Source organism: Mycobacterium sp. 360MFTsu5.1, assembly GCF_000383495.1.
In the GTDB taxonomy this organism is placed as follows: Bacteria; Actinomycetota; Actinomycetes; order Mycobacteriales; family Mycobacteriaceae; genus Mycobacterium; species Mycobacterium mucogenicum_B.
This window is the reverse complement of sequence record NZ_KB911462.1, coordinates 382,265-398,507: the sequence shown is the minus strand read 5'-3', so window position 1 is coordinate 398,507 and position 16,243 is coordinate 382,265. Positions and strand designations below refer to the sequence as shown.

General features: G+C 68.5%; 15 protein-coding genes. 8 read left to right on the top strand and 7 right to left on the bottom strand.

Annotated elements, in window-relative coordinates; genetic code table 11:
- Positions 1 to 176: 176 nt before the first annotated feature.
- From H289_RS0102065 to H289_RS0102050, 4 genes are all read right to left on the bottom strand, one after another.
- Positions 177 to 1,145 (bottom strand): 4-(cytidine 5'-diphospho)-2-C-methyl-D-erythritol kinase, encoded by a 969-nt coding sequence (locus H289_RS0102065; RefSeq protein WP_029104689.1) that lies wholly within the window; start codon positions 1,143 to 1,145, stop codon positions 177 to 179.
- 65 nt (positions 1,146 to 1,210) lie between these two features.
- Positions 1,211 to 2,131 (bottom strand): 16S rRNA (adenine(1518)-N(6)/adenine(1519)-N(6))-dimethyltransferase RsmA, encoded by a 921-nt coding sequence (gene rsmA / locus H289_RS0102060; protein WP_020099092.1) that lies wholly within the window; start codon positions 2,129 to 2,131, stop codon positions 1,211 to 1,213.
- Complete coding sequence (locus tag H289_RS0102055) at positions 2,128 to 3,255, bottom strand: resuscitation-promoting factor (protein WP_020099091.1); 1,128 nt, start codon at positions 3,253 to 3,255, stop codon at positions 2,128 to 2,130. The genes rsmA and H289_RS0102055 overlap by 4 nt, the downstream gene beginning before the upstream one ends.
- Positions 3,256 to 3,383: 128 nt before the next feature.
- Positions 3,384 to 4,217 carry a TatD family hydrolase gene (locus tag H289_RS0102050; RefSeq protein WP_020099090.1) on the bottom strand — a complete coding sequence of 278 codons (834 nt, stop codon included), beginning with the start codon at positions 4,215 to 4,217 and terminating at the stop codon, positions 3,384 to 3,386.
- A gap of 24 nt (positions 4,218 to 4,241) precedes the next feature.
- Between H289_RS0102050 and metG the strand changes: the two genes are divergently transcribed.
- The 5 genes from metG to H289_RS0102025 all read left to right on the top strand — a co-directional run bounded on the left by metG (position 4,242) and on the right by H289_RS0102025 (position 10,752).
- Positions 4,242 to 5,795, top strand: a complete 1,554-nt coding sequence (gene metG, locus H289_RS0102045; RefSeq protein ID WP_020099089.1) for a methionine--tRNA ligase — start codon at positions 4,242 to 4,244, stop codon at positions 5,793 to 5,795.
- 9 nt (positions 5,796 to 5,804) lie between these two features.
- Positions 5,805 to 7,160 carry an NADP-specific glutamate dehydrogenase gene (gene gdhA, locus H289_RS0102040; RefSeq protein ID WP_020099088.1) on the top strand — a complete coding sequence of 452 codons (1,356 nt, stop codon included), beginning with the start codon at positions 5,805 to 5,807 and terminating at the stop codon, positions 7,158 to 7,160.
- 136 nt (positions 7,161 to 7,296) lie between these two features.
- Complete coding sequence (locus H289_RS0102035; RefSeq protein WP_020099087.1) at positions 7,297 to 8,466, top strand: NAD(P)/FAD-dependent oxidoreductase; 1,170 nt, start codon at positions 7,297 to 7,299, stop codon at positions 8,464 to 8,466.
- Positions 8,463 to 9,374, top strand: a complete 912-nt coding sequence (locus tag H289_RS0102030; RefSeq protein ID WP_020099086.1) for an RNA polymerase sigma-70 factor — start codon at positions 8,463 to 8,465, stop codon at positions 9,372 to 9,374. Before H289_RS0102035 ends, H289_RS0102030 begins: the two co-directional genes overlap by 4 nt.
- Positions 9,375 to 9,498: 124 nt before the next feature.
- Positions 9,499 to 10,752, top strand: a complete 1,254-nt coding sequence (locus H289_RS0102025; protein WP_020099085.1) for an aminodeoxychorismate synthase component I — start codon at positions 9,499 to 9,501, stop codon at positions 10,750 to 10,752.
- 227 nt (positions 10,753 to 10,979) lie between these two features.
- On the opposite strand, the gene rsmI is transcribed toward H289_RS0102025, so the two are convergent.
- Positions 10,980 to 11,837 (bottom strand): 16S rRNA (cytidine(1402)-2'-O)-methyltransferase, encoded by an 858-nt coding sequence (gene rsmI, locus H289_RS33290; protein ID WP_036419934.1) that lies wholly within the window; start codon positions 11,835 to 11,837, stop codon positions 10,980 to 10,982.
- A gap of 24 nt (positions 11,838 to 11,861) precedes the next feature.
- Between rsmI and H289_RS33285 the strand changes: the two genes are divergently transcribed.
- Positions 11,862 to 13,400: a dolichyl-phosphate-mannose--protein mannosyltransferase gene (locus tag H289_RS33285; protein WP_020099083.1), complete on the top strand. Its 1,539-nt coding sequence runs from the start codon at positions 11,862 to 11,864 to the stop codon at positions 13,398 to 13,400.
- Positions 13,401 to 13,434: 34 nt separating this feature from the next.
- Complete coding sequence (locus H289_RS0102010) at positions 13,435 to 14,046, top strand: alpha-ketoglutarate-dependent dioxygenase AlkB (protein WP_020099082.1); 612 nt, start codon at positions 13,435 to 13,437, stop codon at positions 14,044 to 14,046.
- On the opposite strand, the gene H289_RS0102005 is transcribed toward H289_RS0102010, so the two are convergent.
- Positions 14,047 to 14,706: a DUF5642 family protein gene (locus H289_RS0102005; protein ID WP_020099081.1), complete on the bottom strand. Its 660-nt coding sequence runs from the start codon at positions 14,704 to 14,706 to the stop codon at positions 14,047 to 14,049.
- 10 nt (positions 14,707 to 14,716) lie between these two features.
- Positions 14,717 to 15,391, bottom strand: a complete 675-nt coding sequence (locus H289_RS0102000; protein ID WP_020099080.1) for a DUF5642 family protein — start codon at positions 15,389 to 15,391, stop codon at positions 14,717 to 14,719.
- Between the two features lie 148 nt (positions 15,392 to 15,539).
- Between H289_RS0102000 and H289_RS0101995 the strand changes: the two genes are divergently transcribed.
- Complete coding sequence (locus H289_RS0101995; RefSeq protein WP_020099079.1) at positions 15,540 to 16,232, top strand: LpqN/LpqT family lipoprotein; 693 nt, start codon at positions 15,540 to 15,542, stop codon at positions 16,230 to 16,232.
- Positions 16,233 to 16,243 lie beyond the last annotated feature (11 nt).

Genomic DNA, 16,243 nt, shown 5'->3' with positions numbered 1-16,243 from the left:
GCTCCGAGTGCCCGGGCGACGCTGCCCTGGCGTGCGTCGAACCCTCACCGACACCGCCGGTGAGAGAAACCATTGCGTTCCACGCCTGGCCGCTGGCATACACCATCGATCATCTTAAGAGACTCTTAAGTAGCTAACAAACTGTTGGCCGAATTGAGTGCTGAGTCACACCGGGATCAGGCCTGCTTGCTGGGCGCCGGCACCACTCTGGCGCCGTGCACCGGGCCGCTGGCCACGCGTACCGTCCGGCACACCCCGGCGCCGGAAAGCTGGGTGCCGACCTCGATGGCGTCCTCGGCGGAGGCGCACAGGAACGCACAGGTGGGCCCGGAACCGGACACGATGCCCGCCAGGGCGCCGGCTTCGACGCCCGCGCGCAGTGTGCGCCGCAGCCCGGTGTCCAGGCTGACCGCCGCGGGCTGTAGATCGTTGCCCAGCAGCGGCGCCAGCTCTCGCGGGTCCCCGGAGGCCAGCGCGGTCAGCAACGGCTCGGGATCGTCCAGCGCCGGCGGGCCGCCCTTGCGTCCGTCTGCCCGCAGATTGTCCAGCTCGGCGAAGACCTTCGGCGTGGACAGCCCACCCTCGGCAAACGCCAGCACCCAGTGGAAGGTGCTCCGCGCCAACACAGTGGCCAACTGCTCGCCGCGTCCGGTGCCCAACGCGGTGCCGCCGTGCAGTGCGAACGGGACGTCGCTGCCGAGCCGGGCGGCCAGCGCATGCAGGTCCCGGCGGGGTACACCGAGCTCCCAGAGGTTGTTCATCGCGACCAGCACGGCGGCCGCGTCGGCGCTGCCGCCGGCCATACCACCGGCCACCGGGATGGACTTGTCGATCGAGATGGCGACGTCGGGCGCGCGGCCGACGTGCTCGGCCATGAGTTCGGCGGCCCGCCAGGCGAGGTTGCGGTGGTCGGTCGGCAGACCTTCGGCGCCGTCGCCGAACATCTCCAGCGACAGCAGGTCGGCGTTGCGGACCGTCACCTCGTCGAACAGGGAGACGGCGTGGAACACCGTGGTGAGCTCGTGATAGCCGTCATCGCGGCAGTCCCCGACACCGAGGTACAGGTTCACCTTGCCCGGCACGCGGACGGTCACCGACCCTGTGGGTACCCACTCAGAAGCAGTGTTTCCATCCGACGTAGACACGTCACGACACTAACGCCCGCGGCGATGGCCACAACACCAAGTACGGAAAAGCCTGCCCGACAGCGTCAGTGGGTGGCGTCGACCTGCTGCTCAGGCTCCGGTGTGGCGGCGCGCTGCTCGCGATCCAGCTCACCCGAACGCTGCAGCAGCCGCACGAAGTCGGCGATCGCCAGCGTCTCGCCACGGCGGGCCGGATCGATGCTCGCGGCCAGCAGACGCTCGGCCGAGGCATTGCCCGAACCTGCCCACTCGGCGAACGCGTTGCGCGACGTCTTGCGCCGCTGCGCGAACGCGATGTCGATCAGGTCGAACACCTGCGAGCGGAAGCTGTCATCGGTCGGCCACGGCGACGTCTCGTGCCGGTCGATCCGGACCAGGCCCGAGTAGACGCGCGGGATCGGCCAGAACACCGTCGGCGACACCATGCCGTAGCGCCGGACGTTGCCGAAGAACCGCACCTTGGCGCTGGGCACCCCGTAGTCCTTGGTGCCCGGGTCGGCGGCGAGCCGCTCGGCGACCTCGGCCTGGACCATCACCATGACGGTGCGGATGGTCGGGAATTCCGAGAGCAGGTGCAGGATGGCCGGCACCGCGACGTTGTACGGCAGGTTGGCGACCAGCGCGGTCGGCTGCTCGTCCAGGTCCGACGGCATGAGGTCGAGCACGTCGCGGTTCAGGACGGTCAACCGTCCGATCTCGCTGTGGGAATGCTCGGCGACCGTGGTCGGCAGCTGGCGGGCCAGCACCGGGTCGATCTCGACGGCCGTCACCTTCGCGCCGCGGTCCAGCAGTGCCAGCGTCAGCGAGCCAAGGCCCGGGCCGACCTCCAAGACGTGGGACTGCCGGTTCACCCCGGAGGCCGACACGATGCGGCGCACCGTGTTGGCGTCATGCACGAAGTTCTGTCCGAAGGCCTTACGCGGCCGGAAATCAAGCTCTTTTGCCAGATGCCGGATTTCGGTTCGACCGAGTAGCCGGATCGTCATCGTGCCCCAATTCTCCCGCTACAAACTGGCCAGGCACCCCAACCTTGGCGGGCTCGCGTCACTTCAGCAATCGCGATCTGCTCTTCACGTGTCGCAAGATCAGCTCTCGCAGCATAACGCAGACCGCCCTGCCGCTCCCAGGTGTTCTGATCAAATTGGACTCCGCCGTAAAAACCGTTACCCGTATTGATGGCCCAGTTGCCGGTGGACTCACAACGCGCCAGCGCATCCCAGGCGGCCCCCTGCGTCACCGGCGGCACTTCGGTGCCGGGCTTGGCGCCGATGCGGATGACGCCGTCGCGCGCCGGGGTCAGCACCTGATTGGAGACCGGCAACCGCCCGGTCTCGACACCGTTGACCGTGGCAACGGCGAACGTCACGTTCTGGGTCCCGGGCTGGCCCGGATCGTCGACCACCTTGCGGCTCATGTTCAGCGCCGGGTCCGGAACCTGGTTCATGGCCGGAGCCAGCGGCGACTCCATGGTCACCTGCTGCAGCCGGATCCGGGTCACGTCGATCTGCATGCCCTCGGTCACCGGCGTGGACGCCGCGGGGACGACGGTGTCGCGCTGCTCCAGCGGCACGCCGGCGGCGGCCAGCAGGCCGGCCACATTGGCCGCGGCCAGGTGCACCTGACGCGGCACACCGCCGTCGACGATGGTCACGTTGCGGGCGCTGACCACGGGCAACGACATGCCGGCGAGCGGCACGCGGGTGGCGCGGTCGGCCGCGACGGGCGCGGTGTCGGTCATGGACAGCTGCTTGAGGGCGTCCTGAACGGTGGCCGCGGTGGTCCACACCTGACGCGTGTTCTGGCCGTCCATCGAGATCTCGAGCGGGCGGCTGCGGCGCAGCACGATGTTCTCGGCGTCGTGCACGTCCTGGTCGGCCGCGGGGAACAGGTCGTCGCGCTCGCCGACGGAGAAGCCGTTCTCGGAGAGGACGTCGCCGATGCGGGTCTTCATGGTCTGCACCGTCATCGGTGCGCCGTCGATGGTGAGGGTGACGGTCTTGTGGTTCGCGACGGCGAACCCTCCGGCGACGGTCAGCGTGGCGAGGAAGGCCCCGGTCACGCCACGCAGCATCGGCGAGCGCGCATCATGCAACTTGTTCAGAACGTTCAAGGCGTCAATCCCGTGTCTATCGAGCCCGGGGCGGCCCCGAGCAGCGGCCGCGGTGACCACATAAAAGCCACCTCGACCGGGTTGATCACAGAACGGTAACGAACGTCCCCGGGAGGCGGCAACTTGAACTAATGATACAGTCCATAGCTTTTCGAAGCGTTTTCCGAGGTCACCGCGGCAATTTCGGCCGCTGAAGAATTTCTGATCTCGGCCAGTGCGCGGACCGTGTACGGCAGGCAGTACGACTCGTTGGGCGCGCCGCGGAACGGGTGCGGCGTCAGGAACGGCGCGTCCGTCTCGACGAGCAGGAGCTCCGCCGGGATGATCGCCGCCGCCGCACGCAGCGCATGCGCGTTCCGGAAGCTGACGGTGCCGGACAGGCTCATGAGCCAGCCGTGGTCGGCGCACGTCCGGGCCATCGCGGCATCCGACGAGAAGCAGTGGAAGATCACCGTCTCCGGCGCACCCTCGGACCTGAGCATGTCGAGGACCTCGGCGTCACCGTCCCGGTTGTGGATCATCAGCGGCTTGCCGACACGTTTGGCCAGGTCGATGTGCCAGGCGAAGGCCTCGCGCTGCGTCGCTTCGTCGGCGCAACCGTCGAGCTTGCCGGGCCAGTACATGTCGATGCCGGTCTCCCCCACCGCGACCACGCGCGGATCGCTGGCCAGGCGTTCGAGGGTGCGTTTGGCCTCGTCATCGAGGGCGTTGGCACGCGTCGGATGCAGCGCGACGGCGGCGTACACGCGCGGATCGGCATGCGCGGCCCCCACCGCCCACTCGGCGGCCTCGAGATCGTCGGCGATCGTCACGACCTTCTCGACGCCGACGGCCGCGGCGCGGTCCAGGATCACGCGGATGCTCTCGGCGTCGGTCGCGCCACACGCATCCAGGTGGGTGTGGGCGTCGATCAGCCCGGGCAGTGGTTCCGGGGCGGGCGGCTTCTCTCGTTTGGCGCTCACAGCGACACCCTAAAGTGAGACCAAATGAGTGAGCCTTTTTACATCACCACCGCCATCGCGTACCCGAACGGCGCACCGCACATCGGGCACGCGTACGAGTACATCGCCACCGACGCGATCGCCCGGTTCAAGCGGCTCGACGGTTTCGACGTCCGCTACCTGACCGGTACCGACGTGCACGGGCAGAAGATGGCCGAGGCCGCGGCGGCCGAAGGCATCACCGCCGCGGAGCTGGCCACGCGCAACTCCGACGTGTTCCAGGCGCTGCAGGAGAAGCTCAACATCTCCTTCGACCGGTTCATCCGGACGTCGGACGCCGACCACTACGAGGCGTCCAAGGAAATCTGGCGCCGGATGAACGAGGCCGGGGACATCTACCTCGGCACGTACGCCGGCTGGTACTCGATCCGCGACGAGCGCTTCTTCGCCGAGGACGAGACCGAGGTCCGTGACGGCGGCCGGTTCGCCATCGAGACCGGCACGCCCGTCACGTGGACCGAGGAGCAGACCTACTTCTTCAAGCTGTCGGCCTACACCGACCGCCTGCTGGCGCACTACGAAGCGCACCCCGAGTTCATCGGACCGGACGTGCGGCGCAACGAGATCGTCAGCTTCGTCTCGGGCGGGCTCAAGGACCTGTCGATCTCGCGGACCACGTTCGACTGGGGCGTCCCGGTCCCCGACCACCCCGAGCACGTCATGTACGTGTGGGTCGACGCGTTGACGAATTACCTGACGGGCGTGGGTTTTCCGGACGAAGCGTCGCAGGCCTTTCAGAAGTACTGGCCCGCGAATCTGCACATGATCGGCAAGGACATCATCCGCTTCCACACCGTCTACTGGCCGGCGTTCCTGCTGTCGGCCGGAATCGCCCTTCCGGAGCGGGTTTTCGCGCACGGCTTCATCAACGTCAAGGGCGAGAAGATGAGCAAGTCGGTGGGCAACGTGGTGGATCCCATCGCGCTGATCGACGCCTTCGGCCTGGATCAGGTGCGCTACTTCTTCCTGCGCGAGGTGTCCTTCGGCCAGGACGGCAGCTACAGCGAGGAAGCCATCATCGGCCGCATCAACGCCGACCTGGCCAACGAACTGGGCAACCTGGCACAGCGCTCGCTGTCGATGGTGAACAAGAACCTCGGCGGAATCGTCCCGGAGCCAGGCGAATTCACCGCCGCCGACCTGGAGTTGCTCAAGCAGGCCGACGCGCTGCTCGAACAGGTACGGGCGCACTACGACGTGCCGGCAATGCATCTGGCCCTCGAGGCCATCTGGCAGATGCTGGGTGCCGCCAACCGCTACTTCTCGGCCGAAGAACCGTGGGTGCTGCGCAAGTCTCCCGCTGAGTCGGACCAGACCCGCTTCGGCACAGTGCTATACACGACGCTGGAGGCGGTCCGGATCGCCGCGCTGCTGGTGCAGCCGGTGATGCCGGAGTCCGGCGGGAAGCTGCTCGACCTTCTCGGGCAGGACGCCTCGGCACGGGATTTCCGTGCCCTGGGTACCCGGCTGGCACCGGGCACGGTGCTACCGACACCCGAAGGCGTATTTCCCCGCTATCAGGCGGAGACCAAGGAGTAACGAAAAGATATGGCGCAGGACGGCTTACACGAGCGGCTGCACGACGTCTACGAGGAAGTCACCCGCCGCAACGCCGGCGAGATCGAATTCCACCAAGCCGTCTACGAGGTTCTGACGAGCCTGGGCCCGGTCGTCGACAAGCACCCCGAGTACTCCGACACCGCCATCATCCGACGGCTGTTCGAGCCCGAGCGGCAGATCATCTTCCGCGTGCCGTGGATCGACGACACCGGCGCCGAACAGATCAACCGTGGCTTCCGCGTCGAGTTCAACTCTGCGCTGGGCCCGTTCAAGGGCGGCCTGCGGTTTCACCCGTCGGTGTACCTGGGCATCGTGAAATTCCTTGGTTTCGAGCAGATTTTCAAGAACTCGCTGACCGGCCTGCCCATCGGCGGCGGCAAGGGCGGGTCGGACTTCGACCCGAAGGGCCGCTCCAAGAACGAAGTGATGCGCTTCTGTCAGTCGTTCATGACCGAGCTGTACCGGCACATCGGCGAGTACACCGACGTCCCCGCCGGCGACATCGGCGTCGGCGGCCGTGAGATCGGCTACCTGTTCGGCCAGTACAAGCGCATCACCAACCGCTACGAGTCCGGCGTCCTGACCGGCAAGGGCCTCACGTGGGGTGGCTCGCAGGTCCGCACCGAGGCCACCGGCTACGGCACGGTGTTCTTCGTCGACGAAATCCTGCGCAGCACTGGGCAATCCTTCGACGGCAAGCAGGTCGTGGTGTCCGGGTCCGGCAACGTCGCGATCTACGCCATCGAGAAGGTGCAGGCGCTGGGCGGCACCGTCGTCGGCTGTTCGGACTCCAGCGGGTACATCGTGGACGAGAAGGGCGTCGACCTCGAGCTGCTCAAGGAGCTCAAGGAAGTGCGCCGCGGCCGAATCTCCGAGTACGCCGAAATGCGCGGCGGCGCTGCGCGGTTCGTCGAGAACGAATCGATCTGGCAGTTGCCGTGCGACATCGCGCTGCCGTGCGCCACGCAGAACGAGTTGGACGGCGACGACGCGAAGGCACTGATCGCGTCCGGCTGCCAGGTCGTCGCCGAGGGCGCCAACATGCCGTGCACCCCGGAAGCGGTCAAGTTGTTCGCCGAGGCCAAGGTCGCCTTCGCGCCCGGCAAGGCCGCCAACGCCGGCGGCGTCGCCACCAGCGCGCTGGAGATGCAGCAGAACGCGTCGCGCGACTCCTGGACGTTCGAGGAGACCGAGCAGCGGCTGGCCGAGATCATGGGCCGCATCCACGACCGCTGCCTGAGCACCGCCGACGAGTACGGCCAGCCGGGCAACTACATGGCCGGGGCCAACATCGCCGGGTTCATCCGGGTCGCCGACGCGATGTCGGCCCTCGGAGTCGTCTGACCTGGGCATTGATCCCTGCCGGTCGCAGGGTCCGCACTAGAGTCGAGTGATCTGGGCCACATCTGTGGGTACGTTTGTCACACTTTCGGCGCCGCCGGTGTCTTGAGGGCATAACCAACCCGAAGGAGATGCAGTGATGACCGGAAACCAGAACCCCAACCGCGTCGTCGTCATCGGCGGCGGCTACGCCGGCGCGCTGGCGGCCAATCACGTTCTTATGCGCGACGATGTGGCCGTCACCCTGGTGAACCCGCGGCCCAAGTTCGTCGAGCGCATCCGCCTGCACCAGCACGCGGCCGGGAACTACAACGCCACCGTCGGCTACGACACGCTCCTCGCCGACGACGTGCGCCTGGTGGTCGACACCGCCACCCGTATCGACGCCGCGGCCCGCGCCGTCGAGCTGGCGTCCGGCGACAGGCTCGACTACGACTACCTGATCTACGCCGTCGGCAGCACCGGCACCGTCCCGGCGTCGGTGCCCGGGGCCGCTGAATTCGCTTACCCCCTCGCTGAATTCGAACAGGCCGAGCGACTGGTGGCCCGGTTGCAGGACGTGCCGCTGTCGGCGCAGATGGTGGTCGTCGGCGCCGGACTGACCGGCATCGAGGCCGCTTCCGAGTTCGCCGAGGCGGGCCGCAACGTCGTGCTGGTCGGCAGCAAGCTGGCGCCGTCGATGAGCGCCCCCGCCCGCCGCTCGGTGGCCAAGGCCCTGGCCAAGCTGGGCGTGACGGTCATCGAAGGCGACGTCAGCTCCGTCACCGCCAACCGGGTGACCCTCGCCGACGGGCGCTTCATCAGCAGCGCCGTGACGGTGTGGACTGCCGGCTTCGGCACCCCGCAACTGGCGGCCGCCAGCGGACTGCGCACCGACGAAATGGGCCGGCTGCTCACCGACGAAAGCCTCACCAGCATCGATGATCCGCGGATCGTGGCCACCGGTGACGCCGCCGCGCCGTCGGGACAGCCGCTGCGGATGAGCTGCCAGGCCTCGAGCCCGCTCACCGCGACGGCCGTGGCTACAGTGCTGAGCCGCATCGCCGGCACCGAGCCCAAGCCACTCGACCCCGTCTTCGTCGGATCGTGCGTCAGCCTGGGCCGCCACACGGCGACCATCCAGATCGCCCACAAGGACGATTCGCCGACCCGCTACTACATCGGCGGACGCGTTGCGGCGAAGCTGAAGGAAGCCATCTGCAAGGGCACGCTGTGGGGCATCCGCCGGACCGCCCGCAAGCCCAGCTCGGTCTTCCTGATGACGGGCGGCAAGCGTGCCGAACAGCTGGCGGAGGCAGTCAACGCATGACCGGCACCACCGGGGCAGCAGGGGGTGAACACGCCGAGCGGTTCACCCACCTGCGGCCGTTGCTCTTCACCATCGCCTACGAAATCCTGGGTTCGGCAACGGAATCCGACGACGTGCTGCAGGACAGCTACCTACGCTGGGCCGACGTCGATCTCGACACCGTGCGCGACACCAAGTCGTACCTGGCGCAGCTGGTCACCCGGCAGGCGTTGAATGCCTTGCGGGCCGGCGCGCGGCGCCGGGAGGAGTATGTCGGCCCGTGGCTACCCGAGCCCCTGCTGCTCGACGAGCGCGACGCGTCATCGGATGTCGTTCTCGCCGAGTCGGTTTCGATGGCGATGCTGGTGGTCCTGGAATCGCTGGGCCCCGATGAACGGGCCGTGTTCGTGCTGCGCGAGGTGTTCGGGTTCGACTACGACGAAATCGCCGGCGCCGTAGGCAAATCCACCGCGGCGGTGCGCCAGGTCGCCCACCGGGCCCGCGAGCATGTCCAGGCCCGGCGCAAGCGGTACACGCCCGACACCGCCAAGTCCGCCGAGGTGACCACCCAGTTCCTGACGGCGGCCGCGACCGGCGATCTGGACGGCCTGATGACGCTGCTGGCCCCGAACGTCACGTGGACCGCGGACAGCGACGGCAAGGTCAGTGCCGCCCGGCGGCCGGTGTACGGCCCGGACCGGGTCGGGCGACTGCTGCTCGGCCTCATGCGCGGAATCGGCGACTTCCCCGAGGCCCGCTTCGACCTCGCGACGTACAACAACGCCCCGGCGATGGTGCTCTACCTCGGCGAGAAGCTCGACAGCGTCATCCTGATCGAGATCGAGGACGGCAAGATCAGCCACTTCTACGCCATCCGCAACCCCGACAAGCTCGGTGGGGTGCTGGTGGAGCGGGAGATCCAGCGCTGATCCGTGTCCCACGAGTAGTCCCGCGAGCTGTCGCAAAACTGTCCTTTTCCGCAGCAGATCGACAGTTTTGCTGGGGGCACCCCCGCTGGGGGACTGCTCGCGGTCATAGGCGAAGCTGTGGGGCGTGCGAGTCGAGCGGTTGGCCGACCTGGGCGACGCCCCGGGGGTGTTGAAGGCTGTCGCCGACGCCGCCGCCCAGCGCGGCCTGCCACCGCCCGCCGCGCTGCTGGGCGACTGGTTCGGCGCGACGGCCGTCATCGCACCGAGCGTCGCCATCGAACCGGTGACCGCCACCGAAGTCTTCGACGCGCCAACGGGTTCCGGTGAGGCGATCGGCGGCGGCTGGTTCGGCTACTTGTCGTACCCGGACGGGGGTCACCGGATCCCGGCGGCCGCCGGGGGCTGGTCGGACTCGGTGCTGCGGCAGGACGCCGACGGGCACTGGTGGTACGAAAGCCTCTCCGGGGCAACGCTTCCCGACTGGCTGGCGAACCTGAAACCGGCGGCGCCCGCGCCGTATGCCATCGACTGGCGTGCGCCGGACCGCGCCAGCCACCGCGCCGGCGTGCTGTCCTGCCTGGACGCGATCACGGCCGGCGAGGTGTACCAGGCCTGCGTCTGTACCCGCTTCACCGGACGGCTGTCCGGCGCGCCCGTCGACTTCTTCGTCGACGCGGTGGCGCGGACCGCGCCCGCCCGGGCCGCGTTCATCGCGGGCGAGTGGGGCGCTGTCGCATCGCTGTCCCCCGAGCTGTTTCTGAGCCGGCGCGGCGAGATCGTCACCTCCAGCCCCATCAAAGGCACGCTCCCCCTTGATCATCCGCCGTCGGAGCTGGCGTCGTCGGCCAAGGACGTCGCCGAGAACATCATGATCGTCGACCTCGTGCGCAATGATCTGAGCCGCGTCGCGACGACCGGGTCGGTCCGGGTACCGCAACTGCTGGCAGTCGAACCCGCGCCGGGCGTCTGGCATCTCGTGTCGACGGTGGCCGCGCAGGTGCCCGTCGATACCCCGATGGCGGCGGTGCTGGACGCCACCTTCCCACCCGCCTCGGTGACCGGCACCCCGAAGTGCCGCGCCCGCGAACTGCTCGCCGAATGGGAACCCTACGACCGCGGAATCTATTGCGGGACGGTCGGTTTGGCGTCGCCACTGGCCGGAACCGAACTGAACGTCGCGATCCGCACCGTGGAATTCGACACCGACGGTGCCGCGGTCCTGGGCGTGGGCGGCGGCATCACCGCCGACTCGGACCCGGACCGCGAATGGGAAGAGTGCCTCCACAAAGCCGCCGCCACCGTCAGTCTCTCTCTATCTCGCGAGAAGTCCGCTGCAAGCGGGCGGTACCCTACGCAAAATTGGGTCGATCGACACTGATCTAGCGACCCGACTCTCTTAGGTCTCGGATCCCAGTCACCTGGTGACTGGGATCCGAGACTTTAGCGCGACCTAAGCGAGTCGGGTCGGTTCACGCGGAGATTAGCGGCGAATTTCGTAATCGCCTGCGAAGCATCGCAGGCAATCGCCCGCGTGGCGCATCCCAGGCCCGCACCGGCTGGACAGTCGACCCACAGAAAACGTCAGCAGAGCCTTTTTCAATAGTTTTATGTCTCACGAGATTTCAGGACCGCGTCGTAGAGCTCGCGGCGAGACGGCGATCCGGGGTTCTCGGCGATCACTTGCGCGCAGGCGTCTTTGACGCGCGCGCCGTCGTCGACCAATTCCTGTACCAGCGCGACCAAACTGTCGATGTCCGCCACCGGCGTCGCCCCCGCGAGCACCACGGTGATCTCACCGAGCACGCCGTCGGCGGCCCATTCGGCCAGTTCCGCGAGGGTGCCCCGGCGAATCTCCTCGTGGGTCTTGGTCAGCTCACGGCACACGACCGCGCGCCGGTCCGGGCCCAACACCGTCACGGCCTCGGCCAGGGTCTCGGCCAGCCGGCGCGGTGACTCGAAGAAGACAGACGTCCGCCGCTCGGTCGCGAAGCCGGCCAGCCACGCCGCCCGGCCCTTGCGCGGTGCGAAGCCTTCGAAGCAGAACCGGTCCGACGCCAGCCCGGAGACCGCCAGCGCGGTCGTCACCGCCGACGGGCCCGGCAGACACGACACCGGCAGCCCGGCCTCGGCGCACGCCGCCACCAACCGGTAGCCGGGATCGCTGATCAACGGCATACCGGCGTCACTGACGACCAGCACGGTCTCCCCCGCGGCAATCGATTCGACGAGCCCCGCCACCCGCGACGCCTCGTTCTGGTCGAAGAAACTGACGACGCGCCCGACGGGCCGGACATCCAGCGACGCGGCCAGGGCACGCACCCGTCGGGTGTCCTCGGCGGCGATCACGTCCGCGGTGCCGAGCGCCTCGATGAGGCGGGCCGAAGCGTCGCCGGGCTGGCCCAATGGAGTGGCCGCGAGCAGCAGCCGACCAGCGTCAACGAGCGGACCAAGTGCTGATGTCACACCGGACAGCCTAAGCTCGCTGACGTGACCGCCCCCGCCCTCGACGCCGCCGACGCCGAGCGCGAGGTCCCCGTGATCAGTCCGGCGCCGCTGACGCCTGCCGCCGATTTCGGCCCTACCGACCGGCTGCGCGGCTGGACCATGACCGCGGTGATCACCGCGCTGGCCGTCATCACCCGGTTCCTGAACCTCGGCTCGCCGACCGACGCGGGCACCCCGATCTTCGACGAGAAGCACTACGCGCCGCAGGCCTGGCAGGTGCTGCACAACAACGGCGTCGAGGACAACCCCGGCTATGGCCTGGTCGTGCACCCGCCCGTCGCCAAACAGCTGATGGCCATCGGCGAATGGATCTTCGGGTACAACGGCGTCGGCTGGCGGTTCTCCGGCGCGGTGTGCGGCGTCATCCTGGTGCTGCTGGTGGCGCGGATCGTGCGGCGCATGACGCGCTCGACGCTGCTGGGCGGTATCGCCGGGCTGCTGATCATCGCCGACGGCGTCAGCTTCGTCTCGGCCCGCACGGCGCTGCTCGACGTCTATCAGGCCGTGTTCATCGTGGCGGCGTTCGGCGCGCTCATCGTCGACCGCGACCAGGTGCGCGCCCGGATGCACGTCGCGATGACCGAAGGCCGGATCAACGAGACGCCGTGGGGCCCGCGGCTCGGCGTGCGGTGGTGGCGGTTCGGCGCCGGCGTGCTGCTGGGGCTCGCCCTGGCGGTGAAGTGGTCGGGCCTCTATTACATGGTGTTCTTCGGCCTGCTGACGGTCGCGTTCGACGTCGCGGCGCGGCGCGCGTACCGCGTGCAGCGGCCCTGGCTGGGGACGCTGCGCCGCGATGTCGCGCCGGGGATGTGGGCGTTGACGCTGATCCCGGTCGGCGTGTACCTGGCGTCGTACGCGCCGTGGTTCGCGTCGGAAACCGCGATCGACCGGCACATGGAAGGCCGGAACATCGGCGACGGACCGTTCGCGACGCTGCGCTCGCTCTGGTACTACACGCACGACGTCTACCGCTTCCATTCCGGGCTGACCAACGCCGCGGGCAATCACCACCCGTGGGAATCCAAGCCGTGGACGTGGCCGATGTCGCTGCGGCCGGTGCTGTACGCCATCGACAACAACAACGTGCCGGGCTGCGGCGCGCAGTCGTGCGTCAAGGCCGTCATGCTGGCCGGCACGCCGGCGATGTGGTTCATCGCCGTGCCGGTGCTGGGCTGGGCGGTGTGGCGGACGTTCGTCAAACGCGACTGGCGGTACGCCGCCGCGCTCACCGGCTACGCCGCGGGATACCTGCCGTGGTTCGCCGATATCGACCGGCAGATGTACTTCTTCTACGCGACGCCCATGGCGCCGTTCCTGATCATCCTGATCACGCTGATCCTCGGCGACATCCTGTATCCGAGATCGACGGAACCGGAACGACGAACACTCGGGCTGCTGGTCGTGTGCTTCTACGTGGCGTTGGTGATCACCAACTTCGCCTGGATGTACCCGATCCTGACGGGTCTCCCGATCTCCCCGTCCACCTGGAACATGGAGATCGTGCTGCCCTCGTGGCGCTAGGACACATCGAACGCCTGTGCGATAGGATCGCGGGGTGTCCTTGGCGGTTCAGGGTTCGCTGTTCGACCATGCCGAACGGCGCTGGCTCGGCGACGGCGCCTGGGTCGACGTCCGCGCCGGCTGGCTGACGGGCGCCGACACACTTTTCGACGAGCTGCTGACCGCCATCCCCTGGCGCGCCGAGCAACGCCAGATGTACGACAAGGTTCTCGACGTACCGCGTCTGGTCAGCTTCCACGACCTCGCGCAGGAACGGGCGCCGCATCCCGGGCTGGCGCGGCTGCGGGTGCGGCTCAACGACGCCTACGCCCACGAACTCGGCGAGCCGTTCACCAGCGTGGGCCTGTGCCTGTACCGCGACGGCAACGACAGCGTGGCCTGGCACGGCGACACCATCGGCCGCAGCCGCACCGAGGACACCATGGTCGCGGTACTGAGTCTCGGCGCGACAAGGGTTTTCGCGCTGCGCCCGCGCAACGCGGGCGCCGACGGCAAGCGCACCAGTGTCCGGCTGCCACAGGTCCACGGCGACCTGCTGGTGATGGGCGGGTCCTGCCAGCGCACCTGGGAGCACGCGGTGCCCAAGACCGCCCGTCCCACCGGGCCGCGCATCAGCATCCAGTTCCGGCCGCGGAACGTGCGGTAGTTACTGCCCGCGGACCGTGGCGACCGACTTGGTCAACAGCTCCGTCGCCTTCTGCGTATTCACCGGCACGACAGGCTTGTCCGGGATGACGAGCGAGTTGGCGGTGACGATCACCAGGAACCTGCCGAAACCGGCGACGTAGTTGTACAGCTGACCGGCAGCGGGTTTGCCGCCCGCCACCGTCTCGAGAATGCGGTGGGTGCCCAGCGTCTTCACCTGATCGATGGGCGGCGCCGGCACCTCTTCGACCAGGCCCCGCACCCCGGCGCCGGAGAACGCGACCTTCTTGCAGCCGTCGCCCGGATCGGCCGCCGCGATCGGCTCGGAGGTCTCCACCGCCAGGATGACGAACCGGTTGCCCTGCCCTTCGGCGGTGACGGCGGTCATGTTGCCCTTCGCACCAGGGGAGACGGCCATGCCGGAGGCGAATTTCGCGCAGTCGGGCGGCTCGAATTTCAGGCCTGGCGGCAGCGTCTGCGGGGCGAACGCGCGCGGGTCGATGCCTGTCGGCGCGACCGTCTTGACCTGGTAGTCCGGCCCGAAAGTGCCCTTCAGATCAAGGATTTTGGTGATGTCGGGGTCAGCGACCACCACCTGGGAGTGGGACGTGCATGCCGCCACCAGACCGGCGGAGAGCACCGCGAGCACCGTTCTGCGCATTGTGGCGAATCTACCGGGCCAACCCGTCGTCGGCCGGGATGCCCCGCACCGACCGCACCGCCGCGTCCAACAACGTCGCCGGGAGCTCGCCGGGCAACGGCGGCGCGACGGCCCCCGGGTCGGTCACCATGGTGACCGAAACCGCCAGCGTGTCGACGTACGCGATCAGAGTCGTTGCCTGCGAATGGGTTTGCGCCCCGTTCTCGACACTGGTGGTGATATGCGCCGTGAGGCCCAGCGTGCGGGCGCCGTCGACCTTGGGCGCGTCGACGACGTCGACGGCCGCGCGGGCACGGCCGGTGCTCAATGTCCAGGCGTGGCAGTTGCCGACGAGCTCGGGCGCCGGGGCGACGGCCGGCGCCGCGGTCACGTACACGATGCCGCCGGGTCCCGATGCCGACCAGCCGCGAACGCCGTCGGCCGGTGCGGCCACCAGCGCCGCGCAGTCCGCCGGGTTGGCAGCCGACCCGGCGGACATGCCCCAGAAGGTCGTCGGCGCGGCGGGTGCCGGCAACGCACCGAACTCGTAGCCCTGCAGGTCCCCGGGCAGGTGTTGGCGCATCCGGCCGATCGCCGCCGGGTCGGCGGGTTTCGCGGCCGCCGGGGTGGTCGGCCGCGTGGGCGGGGTCGTCGACCCGCACGCGGCACACAGCAGAACCGCCGCCGACCACGCGAGTGCGCGCATTTGCTGTTGATAGCACGGCGAACGCACCGACCCCGGCCGATGTCCGGCGCCACGCCGATGCGACTTTTGCGGACACGGCGTTGCACCGGAAGCTTGTGCCACCGGCTTCGTCCGCCCCGTAGTCTGCAACCGACGACAGGAGACGGAAATGTTGCCGATGAGGGTTGCCGGCGTCGCGCTGGCCGTGACTGTGACTGCGCTGGGCGCGAGTGCCTGCAACTCGGACTCGAAGCCGGCGCCGTCGTCGACGTCCAGCAGTGCCTCGAGCAGCAGCGCGGCGGCAGCTCCGACTTCTGCGGCACCGAGCGCACCGGCGGTTCCGAAGAAGACCATCCGGGACTACCTGCACGAGAAGAACATCACCGAGCAGCAGCTGCATCCCGGCGATCCCGGTGCCCCGACACTGACCATGCCGCTCCCCCAGGGCTGGGTGGATGCCGGTCCGCTGACGCCGAAATGGGCTTGGAGCGCAAGCAAATTCGACGACCCGGCGATGAAGGCCGACCCGCCGACCATCATCGTGCTGATCTCGAAGTTGCCCGGCGCCAATGCCGACGAGGTGTTGCAGTACGCACCCGGCGAGCTGCAGAACCTGCACAACTGGCAGGACGCCGGCACCAACTGCGAGGCCATGCTCGCCGGTTTCAAGGCGTGTCAGGTCGGCGGCATGTACAACCAGGACGGCAAGGACCGGCTGATGGCCCAGAAGACCGCGGCCATCCCGACCAAGGACGGCGTGATCGTGCTGCAGATCAATGCCAGCGGCACCAAGGAGACGATCGGGCCGCTGATGGACGCGACGTCGTCGATCGACAAGACGATGAAGATCACCGTGCCCTGAACCGCCCGACG